Source organism: Gillisia marina, from assembly GCF_000258765.1.
GTDB classification, from domain to species: domain Bacteria; phylum Bacteroidota; class Bacteroidia; order Flavobacteriales; family Flavobacteriaceae; genus Gillisia; species Gillisia marina.
Window position 1 is genome coordinate 1 of sequence record NZ_AJLT01000052.1, and the last position, 26,563, is coordinate 26,563.

27 protein-coding genes, 1 tRNA gene and 3 pseudogenes are annotated in these 26,563 nt (G+C 35.3%); 15 read left to right on the forward strand and 16 right to left on the reverse strand.

The genetic code is table 11. From position 1 onward, the window contains the following. Together ON07_RS11655 and ON07_RS11660 are read right to left on the reverse strand one after the other, a co-directional pair. A pseudogene (locus tag ON07_RS11655) lies at nucleotides 1-249 on the reverse strand (hypothetical protein); the annotation flags it as partial. Between the two features lie 17 nt (nucleotides 250-266). Continuing rightward, nucleotides 267-1,343: an AsmA family protein gene (locus tag ON07_RS11660; protein WP_029331893.1), complete on the reverse strand. Its 1,077-nt coding sequence runs from the start codon at nucleotides 1,341-1,343 to the stop codon at nucleotides 267-269. A gap of 299 nt (nucleotides 1,344-1,642) precedes the next feature. Here ON07_RS11660 and ON07_RS16705 point away from each other — a divergent pair, with 299 nt between their 5' ends. The 4 genes from ON07_RS16705 to trxA all read left to right on the forward strand — a co-directional run bounded on the left by ON07_RS16705 (nucleotide 1,643) and on the right by trxA (nucleotide 3,407). Beyond that, nucleotides 1,643-1,798: a hypothetical protein gene (locus tag ON07_RS16705; protein WP_193360284.1), complete on the forward strand. Its 156-nt coding sequence runs from the start codon at nucleotides 1,643-1,645 to the stop codon at nucleotides 1,796-1,798. A 99-nt stretch (nucleotides 1,799-1,897) separates the two neighbouring features. Next, nucleotides 1,898-2,545: a metallophosphoesterase family protein gene (locus ON07_RS11670; protein ID WP_033445110.1), complete on the forward strand. Its 648-nt coding sequence runs from the start codon at nucleotides 1,898-1,900 to the stop codon at nucleotides 2,543-2,545. 121 nt (nucleotides 2,546-2,666) lie between these two features. After that, nucleotides 2,667-2,996 carry a hypothetical protein gene (locus tag ON07_RS11675; protein WP_010231639.1) on the forward strand — a complete coding sequence of 110 codons (330 nt, stop codon included), beginning with the start codon at nucleotides 2,667-2,669 and terminating at the stop codon, nucleotides 2,994-2,996. 111 nt (nucleotides 2,997-3,107) lie between these two features. After that, the gene (gene trxA / locus ON07_RS11680; protein WP_029331895.1) at nucleotides 3,108-3,407 is read left to right on the forward strand and encodes a thioredoxin; all 300 of its coding nucleotides are present in this window, start codon (nucleotides 3,108-3,110) and stop codon (nucleotides 3,405-3,407) included. Nucleotides 3,408-3,726: 319 nt separating this feature from the next. Here the strand turns inward: trxA and ON07_RS11685 are convergent. After that, nucleotides 3,727-3,799 (reverse strand) — tRNA-Gln (locus ON07_RS11685). A 192-nt stretch (nucleotides 3,800-3,991) separates the two neighbouring features. On the opposite strand from ON07_RS11685, the pseudogene ON07_RS15390 reads away from it, so the two are divergent. Further along, nucleotides 3,992-7,287, forward strand: a pseudogene (locus ON07_RS15390) (protein O-mannosyl-transferase family). 77 nt (nucleotides 7,288-7,364) lie between these two features. Further along, a complete protein-coding gene (locus ON07_RS11695; RefSeq protein WP_237708915.1) occupies nucleotides 7,365-7,940 on the forward strand; it encodes a polysaccharide deacetylase family protein in 576 nt (191 codons plus the stop codon). Here ON07_RS11695 and ON07_RS11700 read toward each other — a convergent pair. Next, entirely contained in the window at nucleotides 7,937-8,233 is a 297-nt protein-coding gene (locus tag ON07_RS11700) for a thioredoxin family protein (RefSeq protein WP_010231642.1), read from the reverse strand. The genes ON07_RS11695 and ON07_RS11700 overlap by 4 nt on opposite strands. A gap of 75 nt (nucleotides 8,234-8,308) precedes the next feature. Further along, nucleotides 8,309-9,535 (reverse strand): metallophosphoesterase, encoded by a 1,227-nt coding sequence (locus ON07_RS11705; protein ID WP_010231644.1) that lies wholly within the window; start codon nucleotides 9,533-9,535, stop codon nucleotides 8,309-8,311. A 193-nt stretch (nucleotides 9,536-9,728) separates the two neighbouring features. On the opposite strand from ON07_RS11705, the gene ON07_RS11710 reads away from it, so the two are divergent. From ON07_RS11710 to ON07_RS17965, 3 genes are all read left to right on the forward strand, one after another. Continuing rightward, nucleotides 9,729-10,724 carry a N(4)-(beta-N-acetylglucosaminyl)-L-asparaginase gene (locus ON07_RS11710; RefSeq protein ID WP_010231646.1) on the forward strand — a complete coding sequence of 332 codons (996 nt, stop codon included), beginning with the start codon at nucleotides 9,729-9,731 and terminating at the stop codon, nucleotides 10,722-10,724. Between the two features lie 289 nt (nucleotides 10,725-11,013). Then, nucleotides 11,014-13,767, forward strand: a complete 2,754-nt coding sequence (polA, locus tag ON07_RS15395) for a DNA polymerase I (RefSeq protein ID WP_010231648.1) — start codon at nucleotides 11,014-11,016, stop codon at nucleotides 13,765-13,767. Next, entirely contained in the window at nucleotides 13,754-13,846 is a 93-nt protein-coding gene (locus tag ON07_RS17965; protein WP_010231651.1) for a hypothetical protein, read from the forward strand. The genes polA and ON07_RS17965 overlap by 14 nt, the downstream gene beginning before the upstream one ends. Before the next feature lie 33 nt (nucleotides 13,847-13,879). Here ON07_RS17965 and ON07_RS11720 read toward each other — a convergent pair whose 3' ends face one another. Further along, complete coding sequence (locus ON07_RS11720; protein WP_010231653.1) at nucleotides 13,880-14,443, reverse strand: DUF5004 domain-containing protein; 564 nt, start codon at nucleotides 14,441-14,443, stop codon at nucleotides 13,880-13,882. A 369-nt stretch (nucleotides 14,444-14,812) separates the two neighbouring features. On the opposite strand from ON07_RS11720, the gene rplM reads away from it, so the two are divergent. From rplM to tsf, 4 genes are all read left to right on the forward strand, one after another. Continuing rightward, the gene (rplM, locus tag ON07_RS11725) at nucleotides 14,813-15,268 is read left to right on the forward strand and encodes a 50S ribosomal protein L13 (RefSeq protein WP_010231654.1); all 456 of its coding nucleotides are present in this window, start codon (nucleotides 14,813-14,815) and stop codon (nucleotides 15,266-15,268) included. Further along, a complete protein-coding gene (rpsI, locus tag ON07_RS11730; RefSeq protein WP_010231655.1) occupies nucleotides 15,268-15,654 on the forward strand; it encodes a 30S ribosomal protein S9 in 387 nt (128 codons plus the stop codon). Before rplM ends, rpsI begins: the two co-directional genes overlap by 1 nt. A 157-nt stretch (nucleotides 15,655-15,811) precedes the next feature. Further along, complete coding sequence (gene rpsB, locus ON07_RS11735; RefSeq protein WP_010231658.1) at nucleotides 15,812-16,747, forward strand: 30S ribosomal protein S2; 936 nt, start codon at nucleotides 15,812-15,814, stop codon at nucleotides 16,745-16,747. A 97-nt stretch (nucleotides 16,748-16,844) separates the two neighbouring features. Next, nucleotides 16,845-17,669, forward strand: a complete 825-nt coding sequence (gene tsf, locus ON07_RS11740) for a translation elongation factor Ts (RefSeq protein ID WP_010231660.1) — start codon at nucleotides 16,845-16,847, stop codon at nucleotides 17,667-17,669. 53 nt (nucleotides 17,670-17,722) lie between these two features. On the opposite strand, the gene ON07_RS15400 is transcribed toward tsf, so the two are convergent. The 5 genes and pseudogenes from ON07_RS15400 to ruvC form a co-directional block, all read right to left on the reverse strand. Next, nucleotides 17,723-17,980, reverse strand: a complete 258-nt coding sequence (locus tag ON07_RS15400; protein ID WP_316928149.1) for a DUF4260 domain-containing protein — start codon at nucleotides 17,978-17,980, stop codon at nucleotides 17,723-17,725. Between the two features lie 95 nt (nucleotides 17,981-18,075). Then, nucleotides 18,076-18,821, reverse strand: a pseudogene (locus tag ON07_RS15405) (cyclase family protein). Nucleotides 18,822-18,859: 38 nt separating this feature from the next. After that, entirely contained in the window at nucleotides 18,860-19,987 is a 1,128-nt protein-coding gene (gene hemW, locus ON07_RS11755) for a radical SAM family heme chaperone HemW (protein WP_029331896.1), read from the reverse strand. A 33-nt stretch (nucleotides 19,988-20,020) separates the two neighbouring features. Further along, nucleotides 20,021-20,371, reverse strand: coding sequence for a four helix bundle protein (locus ON07_RS11760; protein ID WP_193360285.1), 351 nt, complete (start codon nucleotides 20,369-20,371; stop codon nucleotides 20,021-20,023). 26 nt (nucleotides 20,372-20,397) lie between these two features. Next, nucleotides 20,398-20,955 carry a crossover junction endodeoxyribonuclease RuvC gene (ruvC, locus tag ON07_RS11765; RefSeq protein WP_010231673.1) on the reverse strand — a complete coding sequence of 186 codons (558 nt, stop codon included), beginning with the start codon at nucleotides 20,953-20,955 and terminating at the stop codon, nucleotides 20,398-20,400. A gap of 114 nt (nucleotides 20,956-21,069) precedes the next feature. On the opposite strand from ruvC, the gene ON07_RS11770 reads away from it, so the two are divergent. Further along, nucleotides 21,070-22,224 carry a glycosyltransferase family 2 protein gene (locus ON07_RS11770; protein WP_010231675.1) on the forward strand — a complete coding sequence of 385 codons (1,155 nt, stop codon included), beginning with the start codon at nucleotides 21,070-21,072 and terminating at the stop codon, nucleotides 22,222-22,224. A gap of 89 nt (nucleotides 22,225-22,313) precedes the next feature. On the opposite strand, the gene ON07_RS11775 is transcribed toward ON07_RS11770, so the two are convergent. The 5 genes from ON07_RS11775 to ON07_RS11790 all read right to left on the reverse strand — a co-directional run bounded on the left by ON07_RS11775 (nucleotide 22,314) and on the right by ON07_RS11790 (nucleotide 25,815). After that, nucleotides 22,314-22,790: a hypothetical protein gene (locus ON07_RS11775; RefSeq protein ID WP_010231677.1), complete on the reverse strand. Its 477-nt coding sequence runs from the start codon at nucleotides 22,788-22,790 to the stop codon at nucleotides 22,314-22,316. 61 nt (nucleotides 22,791-22,851) lie between these two features. Beyond that, entirely contained in the window at nucleotides 22,852-23,994 is a 1,143-nt protein-coding gene (locus ON07_RS11780) for a tetratricopeptide repeat protein (RefSeq protein WP_010231680.1), read from the reverse strand. After that, nucleotides 23,987-24,271, reverse strand: coding sequence for an energy transducer TonB (locus ON07_RS17210; protein ID WP_010231682.1), 285 nt, complete (start codon nucleotides 24,269-24,271; stop codon nucleotides 23,987-23,989). The genes ON07_RS11780 and ON07_RS17210 overlap by 8 nt, the downstream gene beginning before the upstream one ends. Then, nucleotides 24,237-25,454 (reverse strand): M56 family metallopeptidase, encoded by a 1,218-nt coding sequence (locus tag ON07_RS15410; RefSeq protein WP_010231685.1) that lies wholly within the window; start codon nucleotides 25,452-25,454, stop codon nucleotides 24,237-24,239. Before ON07_RS15410 ends, ON07_RS17210 begins: the two co-directional genes overlap by 35 nt. A 1-nt stretch (nucleotide 25,455) precedes the next feature. Continuing rightward, the gene (locus tag ON07_RS11790) at nucleotides 25,456-25,815 is read right to left on the reverse strand and encodes a BlaI/MecI/CopY family transcriptional regulator (protein WP_010231688.1); all 360 of its coding nucleotides are present in this window, start codon (nucleotides 25,813-25,815) and stop codon (nucleotides 25,456-25,458) included. 196 nt (nucleotides 25,816-26,011) lie between these two features. Between ON07_RS11790 and ON07_RS11795 the strand changes: the two genes are divergently transcribed. Beyond that, nucleotides 26,012-26,509, forward strand: a complete 498-nt coding sequence (locus tag ON07_RS11795) for a DUF456 domain-containing protein (RefSeq protein WP_010231690.1) — start codon at nucleotides 26,012-26,014, stop codon at nucleotides 26,507-26,509. Nucleotides 26,510-26,563: the final 54 nt, after the last annotated feature.

Sequence of the window (26,563 nt, forward strand, 5' to 3'; positions counted from 1 at the left end):
TTTTTTAAGCACCTCTACTTTGAAGTCATGATATTGCAAGCGTGTATCCCCCAAAGCTCGATCGTCATTCCCGGAGAAATTAAAAAACATTGAAGATATTTTCCCTTCCACTTCAATATTTAATGCCGGTTTTAAAAATGAATTCATTCCATCTGCAGAAATCCCGGCTAAGTCACCCGAAAATTCAAATTTATCTTCCTGATCTCTAATGTCAAATTCCATATTAAAATTCAGCTTAGATTCCCCCATAAAATTGGCTCTTGCATTTATGGTGTAAGCGGAAAATTATCAGATTCCATATTTAAATTAGTTACATTTTGGATAGTTACATCCATATCAGAAAATAACACTTTCCCCGGAGGTTTTCCCGTCACAGATTTTTCCTCATAAGAAAGACTCGAATTTACTATTTGGATTTTATCAAATTTCAATTTTGTGCCTATCTCTCTTAATTTCCGACTATATAATGGCTTAATACTATTGTCATCTGGCAGTAGCTTATTTCTGTATATATGGAATTCTGCATTTTCGATAGAAGTTTTCGCACTTTCAAGATGCAATTTATCGCCATTAAAACCCCACGCGAAATCCTTCATCTTGATTTGCGGAATGCTTAGCTCAAATCTATCGTGTTCAATTTTCTGCCTTTTATCGAATTCTGTTTTGCTGTATTTGGGAAGAATTCTTAAATCGGAAATAGTAAGTACACTCTTTTTTAACTTTAATTTGTTGGCATGAAGATCATGCTCAGAATCTAAAGCGTAATATAAAGAATCACTATTAATCGAAACTTCACTGAAGTTAAATGGAACTTTGTTTTTTAGGCTTTCTTCGGTAATATGAAGGTTATAAATGTCCATGTTTTTTAATGAAACATACAAACCATCCTTTACAGTATCATTATCTGATATTTTTAAATAGCCGTCTTGAATCACCAGATGCCTAATCTTAATATCCTCCTCAAATTCTTTTTTAGAATTTTCATTCTTAGTCTTGTTCAGAGTATCCGACTTAGTGATGTGTATCCTAGGTTTTTTAAATACAATTCTATCAAATACAATTTTCTTAGTAGAGAAATATTCCTTATAATCTAGGTCTATTACTCGTATTTCTTGAGAACTGATGTTAGCGCTACCCAGTTTTAATTTCGGATTTGTAATTTTGGAACTCCCGCCTATAAGATCTACAGTAATGTCTTCGTAATCCACATTAGAGTTCACCAACTCTTTCTTTATCCCCTCCTTTATTTTATGTTTTGCGAAATTATTTGCAAAAAATGCTATTCCGAACAAAACGATCAAACCGATAAAGGCATAAAGTAAAATCTTATATTTCTTCTCCACTATAAATGTAATATTTAAGTCAATTTACAAACCCGAAAAGTATTCCTGGATTCTCTTAGGCATATTTTAACTTATTTACTTTCAAACTTCTGGAAATGTATAAGTTAAAATTAAGTCAAATTGTAATTTTTCAGTTCAAAAAACGACTTAAGGTATTATATTTGAACAATTGAAATTAAAACGTATAAAAACTTGTACTTCACTTAAAAATGATATTTAAATTAGCGATAAAGATTGTGTTTTTAGCCCTAGAGATATTCCTTGGCTTTTACAGTCTTGTTATGACCGATAGTTTAACAATGAAATTTTTATTTTTTACTGTTTCAGCTATCATTATTGCATTTGCTATTACAAAACTTACAAATAGGATATTACCTTCAGATATAGATTCTTTTCCAAGTGACGATATTATTTCTGAAACGTATATTGAAAAAGAGAATTCACCACTAAGTTAAATTATAGTCGAAGTTGTTGTTAAGATTGAAAGTGATAATGACTATAATTTGAAAAATCCGATGAAATTAATTTTATCGGATTTTTTTTTACTATTACATATGAAGATTATTTGCATTTCCGACACTCACAATAAACATGAAGAATTAGAACTTCCAAGTGGGGATTGTATTGTCCATGCGGGAGACTTTACAGAAGCAGGCACGAAAAAGGAAAGTATTAATTTCCTAGAATGGTTTTCTAAAACACCTTACAAGCATAAAATTCTAATAGCCGGAAATCACGATTTCTATTTTCAAAAAAAATCACATAAGTTAATTCAAACGATCCCTACTAACATTCACTATTTAGAAGATAGTGGCGTAACCATTGAAAATATAAATTTTTGGGGTTCCCCTTACACTCCGGGAGATAATACTTGGGCTTTTACTAAGGATCGGGGAAGACCACTTTCTCAGCATTGGAATAAAATACCTAAAAAAACCAATGTTTTAATTACACATAGTCCCCCATTTGGAGTATTAGATGAATTAGATAACAAAACAATGGTTGGATGTAAAAATCTAATCGAACGATTAAGTGAATTAGATATCACCCACCATATATTCGGTCACGTACATAACGATTATGGAAAAGTGAAAACCGAAAGAACAACCTTCATCAATTCCTCTTCCATTGATGAATCTTATAGAATAATTAATAAGCCAATTTCAATTATTTATCGACAACATTCTAATATAACCGTTTAAAGTCTTAAATAGTTAATTAATTGCTAATCAATTGGATGTTAGGATTTTATTAACATTAAGAAATGTAACTTTACGATGTGTTAAAACACCTATAGGAACATTAACATTAATGTAATTGAATATGCAAAACTTTACCCTAGACGTAATCTTAGAAGATGTTAAAAATTTGATCTCTTACAGTATTACCAACCAAGACATAGACAACTCTAAATTTGAGAGCCTTCACAAAGCAATTCTTAAAAGATATTTTGATGCAAAAAACATCAAAATAAACTATAAAGATCAAACCGTAGATCTTAACTTACCTGTTGCTAAAGGTAAATTTACCCCTATAACTTTTGAGTGCTTAGATCTTAATGGTTTTTTACAATCTTGTTTGAAAGCAGATGAAAATAGCCTTTACTTCTATCAGAATCTACTTACTCATTATAATATTGTAAGTGCAGCGTAAGAATTAAATTTTATATTATACAAAAAGCCCCCAACTTTAAAGCTGGGGGCTTTTTTGTGTTTTATTTTCGCCAAAAATTCATGATATTTAATGGATAAAATTTTAACAAACATGAAAAGCAACTTCAGCGAGATCATAAAAGGAGAAACAGTCACACTCGTAGATTTTTATGCAGATTGGTGTGGCCCCTGCAAAACCTTAGCTCCTATTTTAAAAGACACTAAAACATCCTTGGGGGATAAAGTGAAAATTGTAAAGATAGATGTAGATAAAAATCAGGAGCTCTCTTCTAATTATCAAGTACGAGGTGTGCCAACATTGATACTATTTAAAGATGGAAAGCAAGTATGGCGACAATCCGGAGTTTTGCCAAAAGAAGAATTAGTAAGAATTATAGAATCTCATTTTTAAGAGGTAATTCTAACATTGAGTTCTTGGACATAAGAATTTTTAGAATCCCATAAAGCAAGAAGCTCAGGCAAAACTGCTCGGGCATTTTTTTATATTGATTTACTAGAGAACTCCTTGACTAAGATTTGGAGTCCCAATAATTATTAGAATCTCGCTCAACAATATTAGACACAAAAAAAACCCAAACTAAAAAGTTTGGGTTTTCTATTGAAGTTGGCCTACTAGGGGCTCCCCTCGACGACGCTCGGGACAGGCTTCTCGCCCAACAATATTAGATACAAAAAAACCCGAACTAAAAAGTTCGGGTTTTCTATCGAAGTTGGCCTACTAGGGCTCGAACCTAGACTCTTCTGTACCAAAAACAGACGTGTTGCCAGTTACACCATAGGCCAGTATTTCAATACGGGTGCAAATTTAAAACAAACTTTATTTTACACAAACATTTTTCGTCTTTTTTCTAATTTATTTTTCAGGTTTTTTATTTTTATCAACTCGATAGAAAATATTCGCTTTTAAGTGCCGTTATAAATGCATTCCTGTAATTATTCTTAAATTCGCCTCATCATACTCAATATGCGCATAATATGACAGATTTTAACTTTGGTAAATGGAACAAAATACTTGGATGGCTGGTATTTGTAATTTCTCTTACTACGTATTGGTTAACCGTGGAACCCACTGCAAGTTTTTGGGATGCCGGGGAATATATAGCTACAGCAGCTAATCTTGAGGTAGGACACCCCCCCGGAGCACCGCTTTATCAAATGATGGGTGCCTTTTTTGCCACTTTTGCGCCAGAAGCTGGCCAAATTGCACTTTTGGTAAATATGATGTCCGGCTTAGCTAGTGCCTTTACCATTCTGTTTATGTTTTGGTCAATTGTGCTTCTACTTCAAAAAGTAACAGGCCCGGTTGTAACCTTAAGCGATAGCAAAAAGTTGGCGATTTTAGGAAGTGCGTTTGTTGGTTCTTTAGCTTTCACATTTACAGATAGTTTTTGGTTTAATGCTGTAGAGGCCGAAGTATATGCCATGGCGGCTTGTATAATGTCTGTTTTGTTTTATCTAGGCTTACTTTGGGAACGAGATATGTTTGCGCCACGTGGAAATAGATGGGTCATTCTCATCTCTTTTGTAGTAGGTCTTTCTTTCGGGGTTCACTTTATGGGGCTTCTTACCATCCCGGCAATCGGATTTCTATATTATTTTAAGAATTACAAGAAGATTACTGTTAAAAACTTTATTGTTGCCAATCTTGCCGTAGTAGCTGTTTTAATGTTCATTTTTAAACTGCTCTTACCTTATACACTTACATTTTTCGCTACTGCTGAAGTTTTCTTTACCAATTCTATTGGCCTTCCTTTTAACTCGGGAACTATCATAGCACTTCTAGTTATTGTCGCTACCTTTTACTTCGGAATTAGATATACACTGAAGAAGAAATATTATCAGTTAAATACTTTACTACTTTCTATTCTTTTTATCCTAATTGGTTTCTCAAGCTGGACGATGCTTCCAATTCGTGCGAATGCCAATACCGTGATCAACGAAAACAGTCCAGATAATGCTCGTGAATTGTTGGCTTACTATAATAGAGAACAATATGGAGAGACTCATTTATTCTTCGGCCCGCAGTTTACCGAAATGTATAGTGGTCTGGATCCGGAAAACCCTTATTTAGATGATGCCCCTAATTACGAAAAAGACAGAGAGCTTGGGAAATATGTAATAGTAAATGATTATAAAAATGCTCGTCAGAATTTAGACGACAGTCATAAAACGGTACTTCCAAGAATGTGGAGCACACAGCATGCTGCAAATTATATGCAATTTACCGGTCCGCTGGAATTCACTGTGAAACAGGAATATCAGGGCGAAGAACAATTACTAGCTGCTATTGCTGAATTCAGAAAAAATGTGGCTCTTGGAAGAGTAGATAACGAAGGCTACCACACCTTCCTCAATCAGTTTAGTGAATATCTTAACGTAGAAAAACCCTCTTTTGGAGCTAACCTTAGCTATTTATTTGAATACCAATTTGGGTATATGTACTGGCGTTATTTCATGTGGAATTTTACGGGTAGACAAAATGATGTTCAAGGCCAATATTCTGACACTAATGGAAATTGGCTAAGCGGAATCAATTTTATAGATGAAATGAGATTAGGCTCGCAAGACAATCTCCCATCAGATATGAAGAATAACAAGGCAAGAAACACCTATTATTTCCTTCCCTTCATCTTAGGCTTATCGGTCTATTCTTTCATTTTAAAAGAGACAAGAAAGGGTTTTGGGTGTTGATGGTCTTCTTTTTATTTACCGGAATTGCCTTAAAAATCTATTTAAATGAACGTCCGTTTGAGCCAAGAGAACGGGATTATGCTTTGGTAGGCTCTTTTTATGTGTTTGCCATATGGATAGGCTTTGGGGTTTATGCAATCTTCGATTCCATCAAAAAATATTTAAAACCTTCCCTTGCTGCTCCAATTGCAATTGCTGCCTGCCTTTTAGCGGTACCAACTGTTTTAGCTTCTCAAAACTGGGACGATCATGATAGATCCGATAGATATTCGGCATTAGCAATGGCAAAAATGTATCTGGATTCTGTAGATGAAAATGCAATTTTATTCACCATTGGGGATAATGACACTTTTGCACTTTGGTATGCCCAACAAATTGAAGGCTACAGGAAAGATGTAAGAATTGTGAACACCAGCCTCTTCGCAACCGATTGGTATATCTCTCAAATGAAACGCAAGGCTTGGGATAGCGATCCTATTCCTTCGCAATTAGAATATAAGCAATACCGCGCAGGAACGAATGAATTTGTGATGTATCAGCAGGTTACCAAGGACACCATGGCTATTCAGAATTGGATGAATTGGATTGCAAGTGACAATCCGGGAACTCAAGGACAACTCCAAAGTGGCCAAGTGGTGAACACGTTCCCTACTAAAAACATCAGAATTCCGGTAGACAAGAATGCTGTTCTTAAAAATGGAATTGTGGACGAAAAAGATGCCGATCTCATAGTAGACAATATCTTTTTAGAGCTGAACGGAAATGTGATTTATAAGAACAGGCTTTTAATGCTTGATATCATTGCCAACAATAACTGGGAACGTCCTATATATTTCACTGGCGGAAGTTATGGCGACGATGATTATTTATGGATGAAGGATTACCTTCAACTGGATGGAGTCGCCTATAAATTAGTTCCTATTCAAACGAAAGTAAATCCTAGATTCCAGTATGAAATGGGGCGTATAGATTCAGATAAAATGTACGAGATCGTGAAGAATTGGGACTGGGGGAATATGGAAGATCCAAATATCTATCATGATCCGGAAACTAAAAAGAACTCCATTACTTATAGAGGCAACATAGGAAGATTAGTGGAGCAATTGTTAATTGAAAACGACACGGCTAGAGCTAAAGAGATGATAGATCTTGCAATGGAAAAAATGCCGGTGGATTATTACGGGTATTATACACTTCTTGAACCTTTTATAAATGGTTATTTTGAAGTTGGAGAGCCCGAAAAGGCTAAAGAGCTATGGATTAAGATCGCTGTTAAATATCAGGAGAATCTTAAATATTATAGCGGTTGGGATGAAGATCGTCAGTATAACTTTGCCGATGATATTATTACAGATATGGAAAGATATAGATCCCTGATAGATCTATTATTCAGAAATGGAGAACAGGAATTTGCACGTAAAAAAGCTGAAGAATTTAATAATTACCTAAAACTATTTCCTAGGTTTTATGACGAAAGCGAAGAGGCAGATGAAGAGCCATTAATGCCAACAGACTCTGCAATAGAAAGCGAATTCCAGACAGAACAAAGCTTACCGGAGTTAGATAGTACTATAGAGTAATTGCAAATAAAGCAATGGTATATTTTAAAAATATTTCATCATTAGGGAGGCTCTTATACCCCTCCCTTTTATGGAATATGCCACGCGATCAAGATACTATTTATTTAAGCTTCGACGATGGGCCACATCCTGAGGTCACAACATGGGTTTTAGAAATGCTGAATAAATACAACGCAAAAGCCACTTTTTTTTGTGTAGGAGAAAATATAGATAAATACCCTGCAGTTTTTAAAAAACTTATTTCTGAAGGACATTCATTTGGAAATCATACTCACAATCATTTAAAAGGCTGGAAAATTTCGACACCACAATATCTTGAAAATGTATTGGAAGCTGAAGCTGTGATTTCAAGGTTTACTAAACATACAGAGGATCAAAAACTTTTTAGGCCTCCATATGGGAAAATAAAACCCTCTCAGGTAAAACGATTACAGCTACTTAATTATAAAATTGTAATGTGGGATTCCTTGAGTGCAGATTTTGATGCATCTATTTCTGCTGAAGATTGCTTCAATAATGTTATTGAAAATAGTAAAGCGGGAAGTATTGTGGTTTTTCATGATAGTGAGAAAGCTTCAGAAAAACTAAAGAAAGTATTGCCAAAAGTTTTAGCATATTATTCAGAAAAAGGATTCAATTTTAAAGGTCTTTAAACGTATTCCTTTAAAAGACCAATCAGCGTATTGGCATCTTGCTCGCCATTTTGTCTCCATTTCATTTCTCCTCCTTTATAGATCATAAGTGTAGGAAGTCCTTTTACCCTAAGCGCTTCGGCTAGTTGCGGATTCTTATCAACATCTATTTTAATGATCTTTGCCTTATCGCCAAGAGCGGCTGCAACATCCCTAAGCACGGGATGCATGGCTGTAGAAGCCTCATTCCACTCGGTATAAAAATCCAATAAAACCGGAATGTTTAAATCTATTAATTCACCAAATTTTGACATAAAATTAAAAGCTAAATTTAAATTAGATCTTAATACCTTGTTGCGTACTAAAATCAAATATAGTAATTTCTTTGATTATGCGGGTTTTGAGCCTTTTCGAAGTTCAATAACCGAAATTTCCGGCCATATTCCTACCCTTCCAGGATAGGCTAAATACCCAAAGCCACGGTTCACATTAATATATCGCCCAAATTCCTCATAAATCCCTGCCCAGTTCTCGTATCTATATTGCACGGGGCTCCATTTAAACCAGCCCGGAATTTCAATTCCAAATTGCATTCCGTGCGTATGTCCGCTTAATGTTAAATGATAATTATTAGCGTCTTTTTTTATCTTCTCCTGCCAATAGGAAGGATCATGACTCATTAAAACCTTAAAATCCTGTGGAGACAATCCTTTTCCTGCAAGATCTAAATCACCCATTTTTTTGAAGCCGCCTGCGCCCCAGTTCTCTACTCCAACTAAGGCAATTCGTTCCCCGTTTCTTTCCAAGAATCGGTGTTCATTAAGCAATAGGTTCCACCCCATCTTAGAATGAACATTTTTTAAATCGGCTAAATTATTTAATCTTGCTTCATCATTTTCCCATGCAACATAATCGCCATAATCATGATTCCCAAGTACTGAAAACACCCCATCTTTCGCATCTAATTTAGAAAAGGTTTGCAGCCAAGGATCCATTTCGGTAGCCTTATTATTTACCAAATCTCCAGTAAATAAAATGGTGTCTCCCTTTTGCTGATTAACAAGGTCTACGGCGTATTCTATTTTTTCCTTATTATCAAAACTCCCACTATGGATATCACTAATTTGAGTAATTCTATAGCCATCGAAAGCATCCGGCAAGTCATCAAAATACAAGGTGTAATTAAGAACTTTATAATTGTACTTTCCTTTATACATACCGTAGAGCAAAGAAGCAAAAGGAATTGCTGCAACCCCTAAAGCAATCTGACTCAAAAAAGTTCTTCTTGAAGGCATTTCAAAAGAAGTCTTGCTGGAAAATAATTTAGTATATATCGCTGTTAAAAAACGAATGATATCTTCACCAAACATAAATATGGTAAGCAAAATTTTACTTACCATAAAAGCAAGTACAAACCCCATTGCATAACCTCTCCCACCATTAAACCCTCCACTAGGGTTAGGTTGCATGAATTGATAGATAAAATTCCCTAAAACTAGTAGCGAAAGAATTATATAAGAAATATAAATCCAGTTGTTCTTCGTTAAAGTTTTAATCGCCTGGAAAGCGTAAATATCAACAAGTATGTAAAAACAGATAAACAGGAACCAACGCATGGGGCATTCAATTTTTTGCGAAGATACTTTTAATCACCGTTTTAAGTTTTGATTTTATAGATAAATTAACGTCAAAGTAGTCATTTCCAAGTCGAACCAACTCCTATCTTTAGTACAATTTATGAATCACAACAGATAGCTTCCAATTCTGTTTATTATCATTTATATTTAACCTTTGTTAAATATTCAAAACTTGAAAAGACGGAAGTTTATCATAAAATCTGTTCTGGCTTCTGCCGGGATTAGCCTTTTGTCAAATTCTCTTTCAGCTTTCAACCAAAATCATAATCTTAAAAACACAGAAATGACTCAAAATAATTCAACCATATTTCCTTTAACAATAGCTACCTGGAACTTTCCGAATGCCAGTAAAAAAGCCGGAGAATTATTAGCCAATGGTGCTAATGTCTTAGATGCAGTGGAGCAAGGCGTGATGGTGGAAGAAGCTGATATTCGAAACACCACCGTTGGAAAAGGAGGTGCACCAGATAGGGATGGAAATGTCACTTTAGATGCCTGTATTATGTCCCCAAAAGGAGATGCCGGAGCTGTGGTTTATTTAAAACATACTTCTAAAGCAGCTTCGGTTGCCAGAAAAGTAATGGAAGAAACTCCACATGTTATGCTGGCCGGAGAAGGGGCCGATCTTTTTGCAATTCAGCAAGGCTTTGAGAAAGAAGAGCTATTTACAGAAAGTTCGAAAGAAGCTTATAAAGAATGGTTGAAAAGGAAGGAATATAAACCAATCATTAACATAGAGAATCATGACACCATTGGGATGTTATGTATAGACGAAAATGGAGATTTGGCAGGAGCATGTACCAGTTCAGGACTATCTTATAAAGTAAATGGTCGTGTTGGAGATTCCCCAATTATTGGTTCCGGCTTATTTATAGATAATGAAATTGGTGGCGCAGTTGCAACCGGAATGGGGGAAGCCATTATGAAAAGTGTCGGTAGTTTTTTGATTGTAGAATTAATGCGACAAGGAAAATCCCCACAAGAGGCGTGTGAAGAGGCCATCAACAGAATTATTAAAGCGAATCCAAACTATAAAGAATTTCAGGCGGCATTTATTGCAGTGAATAAGAAAGGAGAAATTGGCTCTCATTGTATCCAAAAAGGTTTTAGTTACGTGAAATATCAAGATGGGAAAAATGAAAATATCCCGAGCTCTTATAATTTTTAGAACCTAATTGGTGGTTTATTTTCACTTATAATATCTTATTTTGTCTGTTCGAGCCCTTCGACTACGCTCAGGACAAACTAAAGTCGAGAACTTATTAGCTTAAAAAAGGGAGGTTTCCCCCGAGACTTCGGGGCGCTCAACCTGACATACCTACATTACAGTATAATACTAAAGGAGCTTATAGATCAATTTTTACAAACATAATTAACAAATAACATCAGTTTTAAAAGTACAAAACAGATTATTCGGCAATAACTTTGTAGTTTTGAATTTCAATTAATTCTTACCCATGGCAGACCAAAAACGCTTATTTCTACTCGATGCTTACGCTTTAATCTTTAGAGGTTATTACGCCTTTATAAAAAACCCGCGAATTAATTCTAAGGGATTAGACACTTCAGCAATAATGGGATTTACCAACTCCCTTTTCGATGTAATTCGTAGAGAACGGCCGGATCATTTAGCGGTATGTTTTGATAAAGATGGGAGCCACGAGCGCACAGAACTATATGCAGATTATAAAGCAAATAGGGACGCTACCCCTGAACCTATTTCAATTGCGATACCTTACATAAAGGATATTTTACATGCCATGCATATTCCCGTGGTAGAATTACCGGGTTGTGAGGCAGATGATGTAATTGGAACGCTGGCGAAACAAGCTGAAAAGGAAGGGTACAAGACCTTTATGGTAACGCCAGACAAGGATTTTGCCCAATTGGTTTCAGAAAATATTTTCATGTATCGCCCTGCAAGAATGGGAAATGGAATTGAAATTCTTGGAATTCCTGAAGTTCAGAAAAAATTTGGTGTTGAGCGTCCAGAACAAGTGATCGATTTTCTTGGGATGATGGGAGATGCTTCAGATAATATCCCTGGCCTTCCCGGAGTTGGTGAAAAAACAGCCAAGAAATTTTTAGCTGAATTTGGGAGCATGGAAGAACTTTTAGCAAATACAGATAAGCTGAAAGGAAAAATGAAAGAGAAGATTGAGGCTAATAAAGAATTAGGAATTCTATCTAAAACACTTGCTACCATCATTACCGATTGTGATGTGCAGTTTCATGCTGAAAACTATGAATTGTCTCAGCCCGATGGTGAGAAAGTTCAATTGTTGTTCGAAGAACTGGAATTCCGAAGATTAAAAGATCAGTTTTTAAAATTATTTTCAGGAGAACAAACCGCAACTCCTACCCAGGTTTCAGGGACGCCTACCGCGAAAGCTCAAGCAAAAGAATCGACGGCAGGAGCCGGGCAATTTTCATTATTTGGCGGAAACGCTACTGTAATTGAAGAGACTTCCAGCAGAAAAGATTTATCAACTTCCGGTCACGTATACCAAAGCCTCACCAGCAATATGGCGATTGAGTTGTTTCTGAAAAATTTATTGAAGCAAACCAGCGTTTGTTTTGATACGGAAACCACAAGTTTGAATCCGTTGGAAGCAAAATTGGTAGGAATTGCATTTTCTTGGGAAGCAGGAAAGGGGTTCTATTTGCCATTTCCCGGGGATGATAATGTGGCACAAACGTTAATAGAGAAGCTTCGCCCATTTTTTGAATCAGAAGAAATAGAAAAGATTGGTCAGAACTTAAAGTATGATATAAAAGTTCTCGCAAAATATAATATTGAAGTAAAAGGGAATTTATTCGATACCATGATCGCGCATTATCTGATTAATCCAGATATGCGACATAATATGGATGTGCTTGCCGAAACTTACCTTAACTACACTCCGCAATCTATTACTGAACTTATCGGTAAAAAAGGTAAGAATCAGGGAAATATGAGGGATGTTCCTTTAGATAAGCAGACAGAATATGCGGTGGAAGATGCAGATATTACACTTCAGCTAAAGCAACATTTTCAGCCCGAATTAATAGAAGCAGAGACTGAAAAATTATTCAATGAAATAGAAATTCCATTAGTAAGAGTTCTGGCAGATATGGAATTGGAGGGCATCAATTTAGATGAAGATTTTTTAAAATCACTTTCTTCAGAATTAGAAAAAGATATCGCAAATCTCGAAAAGAGGATTTATGAAGAGGCCGGAGAAGAATTTAATATTGCATCTCCAAAGCAATTAGGAATTATTCTTTTTGAAAAATTGAAACTAGTAGATAAACCAAAGAAGACGAAGACCGGTCAATACTCCACAAGTGAAGATGTGCTTTCTTACTTAGCATCAGAACACGAAATTGTAAAAAGTGTTTTGAAATATAGAGGTTTGGTAAAATTGAAGAATACCTATGTTGATGCCTTGCCTAATCAAGTTGAAAAAAGCACAGGCAGGGTTCATACCGACTATATGCAAACCGTTGCTGCGACGGGAAGATTGAGTTCCAACAATCCGAATTTGCAAAACATTCCAATAAGAACTGAAAGAGGAAGACAAGTTAGAAAAGCATTTATCCCAAGAGATGAGAATTACACTTTGTTAGCGGCAGATTATTCCCAGATAGAACTTCGAATTATCGCAGCCTTGAGCAAGGAAGATACTATGATCGAAGCCTTTAAAAAAGGTGAAGACATTCACGCTTCCACTGCATCGAGAGTTTTTAATGTGCCTTTAGAAGAAGTAACACGAGAGCAACGTAGTAATGCGAAAACAGTAAATTTTGGAATTATTTATGGGGTTTCTGCATTTGGATTGAGCAATCAGACCGACCTTTCCAGAGGAGAGGCAAAAGATCTTATTGAAACTTATTATGCAACCTATCCTAAACTGAAAAACTACATGCAGGAGCAGGTAGATTTTGCAAGAGATCATGGCTATGTACAAACTGTATTAGGAAGACGTCGATACTTAAAAGATATCAATTCGCACAATGCAGTAGTTCGTGGAGCTGCTGAAAGAAATGCCGTTAACGCGCCTATTCAAGGAAGCGCTGCAGATATCATTAAGCTCGCAATGATTAATATTCATCGAAAATTAAAAGAAGGTAACTATAAGACTAAGATGCTTTTACAGGTACATGATGAATTGGTTTTTGACACTTATAATGAAGAACTATCCGCGATGAAAAAAAATGATCAAGGCTGAAATGGAAAATGCTTTTAAGATGGAAGTGCCTCTAGATGTGGATTTAGGAGAGGGTAAAGATTGGCTGGAAGCGCACTAAGAGTTCAAAATTCAGAATTCAGAATTTTTCTATTTATATCCGAGTATATTCCAAGGCTAGAATTCTAATTTTTGAAGCTGAAGTATCTCCCGGATCGTTCACATATACATTCGATTCTGCTTTAGAAACATCAAAAGCAAAAGTTGAAGTAGTATAGTTAAGCGGCTTTCTTTGAGAGTAGATTGTTCCATCTATCGTTATATCCATTAAAAGGTCGCTACCTTCAATATCCCAAGTTCCAAAATCGACTCTGTTTTTCACACAAACAAATTCAGCATTATTTGTTCCTCCGTTAAAATCGAGACGCGCATTTGTGGTGGAAAATGTTCTATCCTGATTAAAAATGACTTTCATATCATTAAAACAGGCAGATTCATTCAAAAGATTTTTATCCCCAGTTCCATCATTATTTAGATCTACCAAGGTATCTGCTTGCATGGCAGAAAGCTTCCACTCCCCCACAAGATCGTCGGGATTAATAGCAGCAGCAAAATTGCTAGTTTTAAACGAGGAATTAGCGTCAGTTTCGTCTTCTTTACTACAAGAAAAGATTACCAGAGCCAAAGCAAGAAGTAGGGAGATTTTAGACAAATTCATTACGTAGGTATTTGATATTAGGGATACTAAAAGGCAAACATAAGTTTTTTAATAAGAATTTTATGACATTATTAACATCAATATTACTGTTTAACGTCAAATAATGTTTTTTAACGAAATGATAAATTTCAAATATTTCTTATTTAGGCATTATTATATTCTAGCCTTTCTTCATTAATCAGCTTCAAATTAAAAGCAACTATTGAAAGAAATAAAAGCTATTGAAAGCCAATGATTTCTGTTCTAATAAATTAATGAAGGTCTATTTGCTTTCTGAATTTATAATTGTACATTTGCACCCCTGTTTTCCCGATAGATTTATCTAGGGGCAGGGAATGGAATGTTTAATAACAAGTAAAATTAATTAGTGTGGACACATTAAGCTACAAAACAGTATCGGCCAACAAGGCTACCGTGACCAAGGATTGGGTACACGTAGATGCTGATGGTCAGACTTTAGGTCGTCTTTCTACTCAGGTTGCAAAATTACTAAGAGGGAAATTCAAGCCTAACTTCACCCCACACGTTGATTGCGGTGATAACGTAATTGTTACCAATGCCGAGAAAATCAACTTAACAGGTAAAAAATGGGATTCTAAAGAATACATTCGCCACACCGGCTATCCTGGGGGACAACGCAGTCTAACTGCAACCGAATTATTCAATAAAGGACCGGAAAGGTTAATTGAAAATGCGGTAAAAGGAATGCTACCTAAAAACAAATTAGGCGCAGCAATATTCCGTAATTTAAAGGTATATGTAGGATCAGAACATGATCATACTGCACAAAAACCTAAAACTATCAACTTAAACGATCTTAAGTAATGGAAGTTATTCACAAAATTGGTCGTAGAAAAACGGCTGTTGCACGTGTGTATGTTGGACAAGGAAAAGGCAACATTACTATCAACAAAAAAGATCTTAACGATTATTTTACAACAGGACCTTTAGTTTATAAGGTAATGCAACCTCTTAACATGACTGGGAACGAAGAGAACTTCGATATCAAAGTTAATGTTTATGGTGGTGGTATCACTGGACAAGCTGAAGCGATTCGTCTTGCTATTTCTAGAGCAATGGTAGAATTAGACCCGGAAAACAGAGCTACTTTAAAGCCTGAAGGTTTAATGACCAGAGATCCAAGAATGGTAGAACGTAAGAAATTCGGACAGAAGAAAGCTCGTAAGAAATTCCAGTTCTCTAAACGTTAATATCATTGGGCATTGCCCGAAAGTTCATTTAAAAATTAAAATTTTTGTTGTTGCTCCGATGTCACACTTAGCGTGTTGAAGTATCGGAGGTTAGTTTAGCATCTAAACCACGCCTTAGCGGGGTTGCTATCTCAACAGAACGTAAACTATTACAAAAATGGCAAACAAAGTAGAAGTAAAAGAATTACTTGATGCAGGTGTACATTTTGGACACCTTACAAGAAGATGGAACCCAAACATGGCCCCATATATCTATATGGAACGCAATGGGATTCACATCATAAACCTATATAAAAGTGCTGCAAAAATGCAGGAAGCTGGTGAAGCTCTTAATAAGATCGCTGCTAGTGGAAGAAAGATACTTTTTGTAGCTACCAAAAAACAAGCAAAAGAAATTGTTGCAGAACATGCAGCAAAAGCCAACATGCCTTACATTACTGAAAGATGGCCTGGTGGAATGCTTACAAACTTTATCACTATTCGTAAAGCTGTTAAGAAAATGGCTTCTATCGATAGAATGAAAAAAGACGGAACTTTCAACACTCTTTCTAAGAAAGAACGTTTACAAGTAGACCGTTTAAGAGCTAAGTTAGAGAAAAACTTAGGTTCTATTTCAGAGATGAGCCGTCTTCCTTCTGCTCTATTTGTTGTAGATATTACCCGTGAGCATATCGCGGTTAAAGAAGCTCAAAAATTAAACATTCCAATCTTTGCAATGGTTGATACAAATTCTGATCCTCGTGAAGTAGAATATGTGATTCCATCTAATGATGATGCTTCAAAATCTATCGACAAAGTTGTTTCTTACATGGCAGATGCTATCATTGCTGGTCTTTCTGAAAGAAAGAACAACAAAGAAGAAAAAGGCGACAACAAAGAGGAAAAAGCCGACAAAGCTGCAAAAGCTGCAAAAGCAAAAAAATCTGAAGATAAAGTAGAAGCTCCTGCTAAAGCTGAGAAAGCTGAAGTAGAAGTACCTTCTAAAGATGCTGAAGATAAAAAAGCGATGAAAGAGGCTAAAAAAGAAGTGAAATTAGAATCTAAAGAAGAAACAGTTGAAAAAGCTGCTGATTCTACTGAAGAGAAAGAATAACACACACCCTTTTTTAAGTAATATATAAGTCGTTTAGATCTTTCTTCAACCAAAGCTAAACGACTTATTTTTTAAAAATTAAAAAATTTTAAACATCATGGCAAAAATAACAGCCGCAGAAGTAAATAAATTAAGAAAATCTACCGGTGCCGGTATGATGGATTGCAAAAAAGCATTAGTAGAAGCTGATGGAGATTTTGAATTAGCAATCGAAGTATTACGTAAACAAGGTCAAAAAGTTGCTGCCAAGCGTGCCGACAGAGATTCTGCTGAAGGAGCTGTAATAGCAAAAGTAAATGATGATGCTACTAAAGGTGTGATTGTTTCTTTAAACTGTGAGACAGATTTCGTTGCGAAGAATGATACCTATGTAGCTATGGCTACTCAAATTGCAGAAATTGCACTTTCTACTTCTTCTAAAGAAGAATTATTAGCTGCAGATTTTAATGGAATTTCTGTTCAGGATAAATTAACTGAGCAAACAGGAGTTATCGGTGAGAAAATAGAGATTGGTGATTACCGCACAATGGAAGCTGCTTTTGTTGGTTCTTACATCCACGCTGGTAATAAGATTGCTGTTTTAACAGGTCTTTCTAAAAATGTAGATGGAGCTGAAGAAGCTGCCAAAAATGTTTCTATGCAAGCTGCAGCAATGAATCCAGTTGCTTTAAATGAAGAAGGTGTAGATCAATCTACTATCGATAAAGAAATAGAGATCGCTAAAGATCAATTGAGACAAGAAGGGAAGCCAGAAGAGATGTTGGATAACATCGCTAAAGGAAAGATCAAACGTTTCTTCAAGGATAACACTTTAGTGAACCAAGATTATATTAAAGATAACAAAATGAGTATTGCTGCTTACGTTAAGTCTGTAGATAGTGATCTTAAAGTTGTTGCTTTTGAAAGAGTTGCTTTAGGATAAGCAATCACATTATAATATATGAAAACCCGTTTCAATAATTTGAAACGGGTTTTTTATTTTCCTATTTCTCCTAGATGGGTAAATTTAAATCCTTTCTCATATTTTAATCCATAGCCCAATATCCTATCAAAGGAAGCATGAGAAAAAAGCATAATTCCCGCTAATTGCAAATAATGAGATCCAAAATAAACTCCCATTGCCCCTATTAATATAGCTAGTCCTTTATGATGAAATAAATTATAAGAAATAGCCCCCACCTTATTCCCTATCAAGTAGCCTAACATTCCAATATCTGGCAGTAAAAATAACATTAGAAACCACCACCATGAAAATGGAAGAAAACTGAAAAAAAAATATACCCATTAGCAACATTCCCAATTCTTCTAATTTTAAGATAAGTTTCATATCATTGAATTTTATATAATATGGGTTTACTAGGAGCAGCATCATTTTCAAAAGATGCTATCTGCAGATTTAAAATATATATGCCATCATCAATTTTATTAGGAACATAAATTAATTCTGTAATAGTAGCATCAAATCTCGTGTTTTTAGGGTAATCCCAAAATGTTTTATGCGCCAACAGCTTGCCTTCATCCTTTTCTTTATCTACAGAAGGTAAATCGATCAATAAATGTTTAATTCCGCACTCTCTCATGTATCTAGCAGCAGCTTCTTCTAAATAAGGCCAGTTGGTATTCGAGTATTTCTTGCTTCGCTTCTCAATATAGTTGGGAAGTGTTCTTATAACAACAGATTCAACCTCCTTTTCTTTTAGCAGACTTCTAATTTGAGCTTCGGTAATTACAAGATCTTCACCCCTTTTTTCGGGTTCAACCGAAATAACCTGAGCGGTGAAAAAGAAGGTTTTTAATGCTTCATTGATGCTGTAAAATTCTCTTGTAATATGTCCAACACATTCTGTATGCGTACCATGCCCATGCGGATTGAAATATATATTATTAAAATTGGTAGAACTTCCTGATGTCACTTTTCCTATAAAATCTCCATCCACTACCGGCTGGATCTTTGGGGCATTCAAATACCAAGCAATTGGGTTTTTATTATCTCCCTAAGAACAAGGGAAATATCCAAGGGCTTGGAGAGGTCTATATGGTAGGCTTTATTTTGGTGTTTGATTTCTGCTTTCATCCAAATTCTCCAATCTTCGAGGAGCTTATATGTTTTTACTAATTTATAAAGAATAAATTACTGGCGATCCCATCACTTAAAAACTTCCCTTTTTGGGTAGCGGTAAGTATCTCTTCATTTAGTACTAAAAGCCCTAACTCAATCTCTTTCGAAGCCTCGTTCAATAAATGGGTTTTATAAGTAATCCCAAATCGCTCCTCAACCTCATCAATATCGATTCCCCACATGGTTCGCAGCCTGGTCATCACATACTCGTTATATCGGTCTGTTACAGAAAGTTCTTCTTGCTCCAAAGACAACTCCCCTTTTTCTATAGATTTTATGTAGAGCGTATTATTACTGATGTTCCATTTTCTATATTTTCCATCAAAAGAATGTGCAGAAGGCCCAATTCCTAAATAGGGTTTCCCGAACCAATAGGCTGTATTGTTTTCTGAGAAATATCCAGGCTTTCCATAATTAGAAAATTCATAATGAACAAAGCCCTCTTCCTTAAGTATGGTTGTCAAAATATCGAAGTGCGCTCTTGCAGCCTCATCATCTACCGGTTTTACCTTACCCTTTTCAATCATTTTTTTTAGAGCAGTATTTGGCTCGATAGTTAAAGCATAGCAGGAAAAATGTGGTAATTCGAGAGAAAGTGCCGTTTGAATATTGGCTTTCCAGCGCTCCTTGCTCATTCCCGGAATCCCATATATAAGATCTATAGAAATATTCTCGAAAAATTGTTTAGCCATCTGTATGCTTTCCAAAGCTTCTTTGGCATTATGCGCCCGATTCATCAATTGTAGATCTTCTTCAAAAAAAGATTGCACCCCAATACTCAACCTATTTATGCCAGCATCCTTGAAGGTTTTAAGGTTCTCTAGCGTAAGATCATCCGGGTTTGCTTCCAAAGTGATCTCCACGTCTTCCCTAAGCTCAAAATTGACACTTATAGCGTCAAAGATCAGCTTCAATTCTTCTGAAGAAAGTAAAGAAGGAGTACCTCCGCCAAAATAAATAGTATCCAGCTGTTTTCCGGGCAATTCATTTTTCCGAAGCCTTATTTCTTCGCATAACATATTCACCAATTCTCCCTTTTTCCTGATAGAGGTGGAAAAATGGAAATCACAATAGTGACAAGCCTGCTTGCAAAATGGAATATGTATATATAGAGAAGACATAGATTACAATTAACAGTGATCAATTAGCAATAATCAATTTTTGATTCTAGTGGTTTTCAAAATTGAAAACATTATTTTGGATAATTCATCTGCTTTTTCAAATGCATTTTGAAAAACATCGAATTCCAAATAATCTGAATCCTTCAGAAGTGATAACCAATATTTCACTTCAAGACTTTCTTTATAAGCTATAGAAATTTTTGCGGAAAAATCAGCTTTAGAAATAGCCCCATTTGCTTCAGCTATATTGGCGCCAATAGAGGTGCCAGATCTCAACAATTGTTTAGATAATACATACTCCTTTTTAGAAGCAATAAGATTTTTATAAACTCCAATGATCATCAATGAAAAATCATAAGATTTCTTCGAAAGTGGATTATTCATTTCACTCATTGCTAATTGATAATTGTTTATTGCTTCTTGAGTTTACTCGGATTTTGTTTTACAAAAGAATCCCAACCAGTATAGCTTTTCCCTACTTCAACTTTTCCTGAATTGTAGTAATGACATACCGCCGCAGCCAATCCATCGGTAGAATCTAAATTCTTGGGCAATTCCTTAAGTCCTAATAAACTTTGTAGCATTTTAGCTACTTGCTCCTTACTGGCATTCCCATTTCCTGTAATTGCCATTTTAATTTTCTTGGGCAGGTATTCGGTGATTGGAACCTCTCTGGATAGTCCGGCAGCCATAGCTACACCTTGGGCTCTTCCCAGCTTCAACATAGACTGAACGTTCTTCCCAAAAAATGGCGCCTCGATAGCGATTTCGTCTGGATGAAAAGTATCAATTAACTCAACGGTTCGCTCGAAGATCAGTTTCAGTTTAATGTACGGATCGTTATATTTTTGGAGCAACAACTCGTTAAGTTGCAAGAACTCCATTTTTTTATTCACCACCTTAATCAATCCAAAACCCATAATAGTGGTTCCGGGATCGATTCCTAAAATAATTCGTTCGTTTTTCAAAAGTGGAAAGTCTTTAGCTACTACCCATTCTTAATAGTTTGTTTACTTTTGATTGGGCTTTACAAAGCTACATAATTCTGCTTAGCAATTCTCTTAAACCGACGATCTGTAAATATGCTTTTATTTATAATTTTTCTGATTGTTTTAACGCTATGCTATGCAGCATTAATCACTGCCCTCCTCTTCGGGTGGAAAAAGGTTGAAAAGTTCGAATTAAAGGAAGTCTCTCCTTTTAATAAATTCTCCATCATAATTCCGTTTAGAAATGAAGCCGAAAATTTACCGGATCTTCTTTATTCTCTATCAAACTTAGACTATCCACGATCTCACTTTGAGATCCTTTTGGTAAATGATGAGTCTGAAGACAACTCTTTACAGGCCTGTTTTCATTTTAAACAATCTCACCCCCAGCTTACTTTTTCTATTATCAACAACAAAAGAAGTACCGCTTCTCCGAAAAAAGACGCCATAACAACTGCAATTGCCTCATCGAGATTTAATTATGTTTTGACCACTGATGCAGATTGTATTGTTCCCGTGGAGTGGTTAAATGTATATAATCAGAGTATCCTGAAAACTAAGGCAAGTCTCATCGCTGGACCGGTAAGTTTTTTAAATGGGAGATATGTCAAAGAAAAATTTCTAAACTATCTGGTAGCATTTCAGGATCTGGATTTTATGAGCTTGCAAGCAGTCAGCATCGGAGCCTTTGGGTTGAAGAAGCCATTTATGTGCAATGCAGCAAATATGTGCTATAAAAAAGAGGCATTTCTGAAGGTGGATGGATATCAAGAAAATTCCGATATTTCCGGGGGAGATGATGTTTTTTTACTTCAGAAATTCACAGAATTAAATTATCCCGTATCCTTTTTAAAGTCTGAAGCCGCCATTGTAAGAACAAAACCTCAAGATTCATTAAAAACCTTGTTTTCACAGCGAATTCGATGGGCCGCAAAAGCTCCCGCCTATAAAAGCGCTTTTTCAAAACTTGTAGGATTACTTGTTTTATTGATGAATTTAGCGATTATAGTTACAATTGTTTTAGTGCTTTTTGAAATGATTCACTACCAAATCCTGCTCTTTAGTTTCGCAATTAAATTTACAGCAGATCTTTCTTTACTATATGTATCGGCGAAGTTCTTCAGAAAAAGAATGATATTAAGTCATTATCTATGGTCTAGTTTACTTTACCCTTTTTTCTCCACAACAGTAGCCATAGCCTCTTTATTCAGCGGATTTGAATGGAAAGGAAGAAGTTTTAAGAAATAGATTTGTTAGATGTTAGATGTTAGATGTTAGATGTTAGACAAAATAACCAATAACTATTAACTTACAACTGTGAATTGCTTAATGTAAACCTATTCAGCTTTAATAAGGATTGGCATTTTAAATACACTAGAAACAGGAATTCCCCGCTTTATTGCAGGATATATTTTAGGTAAGGAATCTACACTTTGCCGCACCCATTTATCCAGTTCTGGTAATTGATTTGTTACCACAGAATCTACTCTTATAGAATCTACCACAGGTTTTCCAGATTTAGAGATCTCCAGATATAAAAACAAAGTGTCATCTATAGCTTGTGTAACTATAGGTTCTTGTTTTGTGAGATAAGCATAAATCGAATTAGCTACAGTCGCCTCAAAACAACTACGTGCCTTGGTAAGATCTGTAATGCTTTTACAATTTTCGAAAGCAGGGTATTCATCTACTTCGCGCCAATTTAAAGATTTTGACTCTTGGCTAAGCACCTCTTCTGAAGAGATCTTCTTGGTTTCAAAATTATTACAACACACCAAAATTGGGAGAATAAGCAGAAGTAAAGTTTTTCTCATGCAGCTAACTATCTAGTCTATTGAATGCCAAAAATAGTGAATTTAAGCAGCTTAGGAAAAACTATTCTCCGTTTAGATGCAATTCTTCTTTAATATCCTTGATTCTGATTTCTACCAAATAGATCAAACTTTCATTACCCTTTTTGGAATACTTCCCAAGATAGGATTGGTAATAATTTAGCACTGCTTTTTTATCCTTAAAATAATTATCTGCCGCAATTGCACGCTCGTATAAAGCCCGTTCATTCTCCGGGTTTTCTTCTAATGCACTATTAAAATATTGAAAGGCTTTTTCATAATCCTCTTGAAGTTTGTAAGTAAGGGCCAAGCTTAAAAACTCTGCATCTACAGGCTGTTTTTTAATGAGCAAAGACATCAGTAAATGGGTTTCAGATTTTTTTAAATCGCCCGTTCTAGCATATAATTTTCCTAGATTATAATGGGTGTCAGAATTTCTGTCTTCATAACTTAATGCCGACTCGTACTGAATTATTGCATCTTTAAAATTGTTCTGATGATAATAACAAAACCCTAATTTAGAATGCACAAATTCATTTCCCTGCCCAAGCGCTAAAAGCTTTTCTAACGGGGGAATTGCCAGCACATAGGAATTTTCATTAAAATAAGTTTGAGCGAGTATGGAGAGTAAGGATGCATTATTTGGGTTCACTTGTAATCCTTGTAGACTTAATTTTTCTGAAACAGAAAAGTTTCTTCGGCTTAATGCATTTTTAGCAAGTTTGTATAAGGCTTGCTGATGACTAGGATCTATTTCAATCGTTCTTTCCAAAAAACCAATATGGGTACTATCTCTTTTCTTTTCCTTTATAATTGCTTGTTGAAATTGAAATCCGGCATTTTCGGGATATTTAATTGCCAGTAGTGAAAAGAGACTATCGGCAGCATTTAACTCCCCTGCCTTTACAAGCACCTCACCATATTCCATGGCAGAAAGCAACTTATTTGGATGATCCTGAAGAATTCTTTTATAGCTTTTTATAGCTGAATCTAAATTCCCTGAAGCCACATACAATTTTGCTAGTCGCAGCTGAACAACATCCGATTTTTCCTGAATGCTATCTAGTTGAAGAATTGCTTCAGAATAATTTCCAACAGCATACAAACTATCTGCAATAGCTAAAGTCGGGGTTTGTGCCCCGACTTGCATTACAAACAACATAATTAACAAACTTATTTTATTCATTTACATTATCAACTTGAAATACGATTGGTAAAGCATACATAACACCAACTGCTTTTCCTTTTTGCTCACCCGGAGTCATTTGGGGTAAAGAATTAATTACACGCTTCGCCTCTTCTTCCAATTTTGGATGAGGAGCACGGGATCTTACATCTACAATATTTCCGTTTTCGTCTATTTTAAATTGAACAATGACCCTATTTACTCCAGTTAGCCCAGCATCTTTCCCCAAATCGCTATTAAAATTAGCAATTACATGGTCTTGAATTTTTTGGGACATACATTTTTTTTTGCTCTTCATTAGAGGATAAGTTTTCACAACCAGGATATAATGGCACTTGATCTATTATGGCAAACGGCACATCACTTCCTGGAAAACCATTGGATGAAGACTTATCTGGGTATTGAGCAGGAGGAGGAGGAAGAGGCCAATCGTTCCGGTCTTTAACTATCTGCTCCATGATGACAAAAAACTGATTTTTTTCAATTTCGGAAAGTTCTTTGCCTTCATCTAATGCCTGTTTTATTTCGGCTAACTGCTCAGAAATTGAACTTTCCTTTTCCATTTTTTGAGGACTCTCCTGCGTACAGGAAACAACGGTAAGCATTACCAACAGTAATGGCAATAATACTAGGTATTTGAATTTTGCGATGGTTTTAGATTTTGATTTTTGTAACATAACTATTCGTTTTTTGATTAATGAATGATTAAAAAATTGATTGATGAATGAAATATTTTGTGTGTTAAAAGCCGTGTTTAGTAATTGCTCGTAATAACTTCGCTTTTCTATTGTTTTAACTACGCTGGAATCTGCAATAAATTCGTGCAGTGCGGCTATTCTATTTTGATAGATGTATATAAGTGGATTAAACCAAAAAAAGATTTTTAGAATTTCAAAGAACACCAAATCGTAACTATGTTTTTGCTGAACATGAATTAGTTCGTGTGCTACTATTTGTTCTCTTTCAATTTTGGGTAAAGCTGCGCCTAAAAAAATGGTTTTATTAAATGTGCAAGCAATATTAGAGGAAGGAATTTCAATAATTTTGAAATTTTTCACTTCTGAAACAACATCAAACTTGAATAATTTTCGCAGGTTAATTAGCTTTTTTCCAATAATTCCTAAACTAACAATGGCACCAAGACAATAAATAATCGGTAGCCAATTTAAAGCATGGTTTTTTGTAGATAAAACTATTTCTGGAAGTTGCTGTACATTTTGAGTTGCTCCTCCAATATAAACTTCCGGAAGCCAAAATCTTGAAATAGAGGTTATAGATTCCTGAGGCACAATACCAGACAACATTTCAATATTAATTATGGGCAACATAAAAGCTAACACAGGTGTTACTAGTAAGTAAACCCTATTATGATTGAAAAATGTTTCCTTTTTCAGTAATAGTTCATACACCAGCAGAAATGCTAAGTGAAATAATATGACTTGAAAAATATAAGATTCCATACTAGGTGTCTTTATTTATTTCCTTTAAAATAGCCTCCAGTTCTTTGGTGTCCAGATCGTTTTTCTTTACGAAAAAAGAAACCATGCTTTTAAAGGAGCCATTAAAATAATTATCCACCAGTTTATTCATACTCTGGTTGCTGTAAGTTTCTTTCCCTACCAACGGGATGTAGATATAGCCCTTCCCCTCTTTTCTATGTCCTACAAAATTTTTGGATTCCAGAATCCTAACGATTGTAGATACTGTATTATATGCAGGCTTAGGCTCGGGCATCTCATCTATGATTCCCGCAACATTTGCTTCTTTAAGATGCCATAAGATCTGCATGATCTCTTCTTCAGCTTTTGTTAATTGTTTCATTTGGATTGAATAATGTTCAGCTAATGTAAAACTAAATATTTAGTTGAACTAATTATTTAGTTTAAAATTTAACGGATTCTCAAAACAAACTAATCAGATAGATATTAAACTAAATTTTAAAATTGCCCCGAAAACCTTTGAAAATTAAAAATTCAATGAAGGATTAATTCAATATTTTAGCTAAAAACAAAATAGTATGGATTTAATATTAATACTGGTTGGAGGTCTATTAATGATCGTTGGAATTCTTGGGAGTTTTCTACCAGTTTTACCAGGAGTTCCCGTTAGTTGGCTAGGTCTTCTTGTATTACATCTTGCTCCTTCTATTCCAATGAACTATTGGTTATTAGGAATTACTTTAATTATTGCTATACTTATTTATGCGTTAAATCTTCTAATCCCGGCTATGGGAACAAAACGCTTTGGCGGGAGCAAATTTGGCATTATTGGCGCTACCATCGGTTTAATTGTGGGTTTAATTGCACCCATCCCTTTCGGGGTTTTAATAGGCCCATTCATTGGGGCATTTATAGGAGAAATCATTAATAAAAGTAATTCCAAATCGGCATTAAAAGCGGCTTTTGGATCCTTTATCGGGTTTTTAGCTTCCAGTTTTATGGAATTTGTAATTGCCTTTGGCTTTCTTATACTCTTTATTTACAAGGCTTGGGAATATCGCGATCTTTTATCTTAGCTACAAGGCATTAATTAAAAGCACTATATTCTAAACCTTTAGCTTCAGATATTC

Excerpts from the sequence above, each read along its gene's own strand:
- ON07_RS16705 (WP_193360284.1), top strand. The coding sequence starts at position 1,643 with ATGAAATTTTTATTTTTTACTGTTTCAGCTATCATTATTGCATTTGCT.
- ON07_RS11670 (WP_033445110.1), top strand. The coding sequence starts at position 1,898 with ATGAAGATTATTTGCATTTCCGACACTCACAATAAACATGAAGAATTA.
- ON07_RS11675 (WP_010231639.1), top strand. The coding sequence starts at position 2,667 with ATGCAAAACTTTACCCTAGACGTAATCTTAGAAGATGTTAAAAATTTG.
- trxA (WP_029331895.1), top strand. The coding sequence starts at position 3,108 with ATGAAAAGCAACTTCAGCGAGATCATAAAAGGAGAAACAGTCACACTC.
- ON07_RS11695 (WP_237708915.1), top strand. The coding sequence starts at position 7,365 with ATGCCACGCGATCAAGATACTATTTATTTAAGCTTCGACGATGGGCCA.
- ON07_RS11700 (WP_010231642.1), bottom strand. The coding sequence starts at position 8,233 with ATGTCAAAATTTGGTGAATTAATAGATTTAAACATTCCGGTTTTATTG.
- ON07_RS11705 (WP_010231644.1), bottom strand. The coding sequence starts at position 9,535 with ATGCGTTGGTTCCTGTTTATCTGTTTTTACATACTTGTTGATATTTAC.
- polA (WP_010231648.1), top strand. The coding sequence starts at position 11,014 with ATGGCAGACCAAAAACGCTTATTTCTACTCGATGCTTACGCTTTAATC.
- ON07_RS17965 (WP_010231651.1), top strand. The coding sequence starts at position 13,754 with ATGATCAAGGCTGAAATGGAAAATGCTTTTAAGATGGAAGTGCCTCTA.
- ON07_RS11720 (WP_010231653.1), bottom strand. The coding sequence starts at position 14,443 with ATGAATTTGTCTAAAATCTCCCTACTTCTTGCTTTGGCTCTGGTAATC.
- rpsI (WP_010231655.1), top strand. The coding sequence starts at position 15,268 with ATGGAAGTTATTCACAAAATTGGTCGTAGAAAAACGGCTGTTGCACGT.
- rpsB (WP_010231658.1), top strand. The coding sequence starts at position 15,812 with ATGGCAAACAAAGTAGAAGTAAAAGAATTACTTGATGCAGGTGTACAT.
- tsf (WP_010231660.1), top strand. The coding sequence starts at position 16,845 with ATGGCAAAAATAACAGCCGCAGAAGTAAATAAATTAAGAAAATCTACC.
- ON07_RS15400 (WP_316928149.1), bottom strand. The coding sequence starts at position 17,980 with ATGTTATTTTTACTGCCAGATATTGGAATGTTAGGCTACTTGATAGGG.
- hemW (WP_029331896.1), bottom strand. The coding sequence starts at position 19,987 with ATGTCTTCTCTATATATACATATTCCATTTTGCAAGCAGGCTTGTCAC.
- ON07_RS11760 (WP_193360285.1), bottom strand. The coding sequence starts at position 20,371 with ATGAATAATCCACTTTCGAAGAAATCTTATGATTTTTCATTGATGATC.
- ON07_RS11770 (WP_010231675.1), top strand. The coding sequence starts at position 21,070 with ATGCTTTTATTTATAATTTTTCTGATTGTTTTAACGCTATGCTATGCA.
- ON07_RS11775 (WP_010231677.1), bottom strand. The coding sequence starts at position 22,790 with ATGAGAAAAACTTTACTTCTGCTTATTCTCCCAATTTTGGTGTGTTGT.
- ON07_RS11780 (WP_010231680.1), bottom strand. The coding sequence starts at position 23,994 with ATGAATAAAATAAGTTTGTTAATTATGTTGTTTGTAATGCAAGTCGGG.
- ON07_RS17210 (WP_010231682.1), bottom strand. The coding sequence starts at position 24,271 with ATGTCCCAAAAAATTCAAGACCATGTAATTGCTAATTTTAATAGCGAT.
- ON07_RS15410 (WP_010231685.1), bottom strand. The coding sequence starts at position 25,454 with ATGGAATCTTATATTTTTCAAGTCATATTATTTCACTTAGCATTTCTG.
- ON07_RS11790 (WP_010231688.1), bottom strand. The coding sequence starts at position 25,815 with ATGAAACAATTAACAAAAGCTGAAGAAGAGATCATGCAGATCTTATGG.
- ON07_RS11795 (WP_010231690.1), top strand. The coding sequence starts at position 26,012 with ATGGATTTAATATTAATACTGGTTGGAGGTCTATTAATGATCGTTGGA.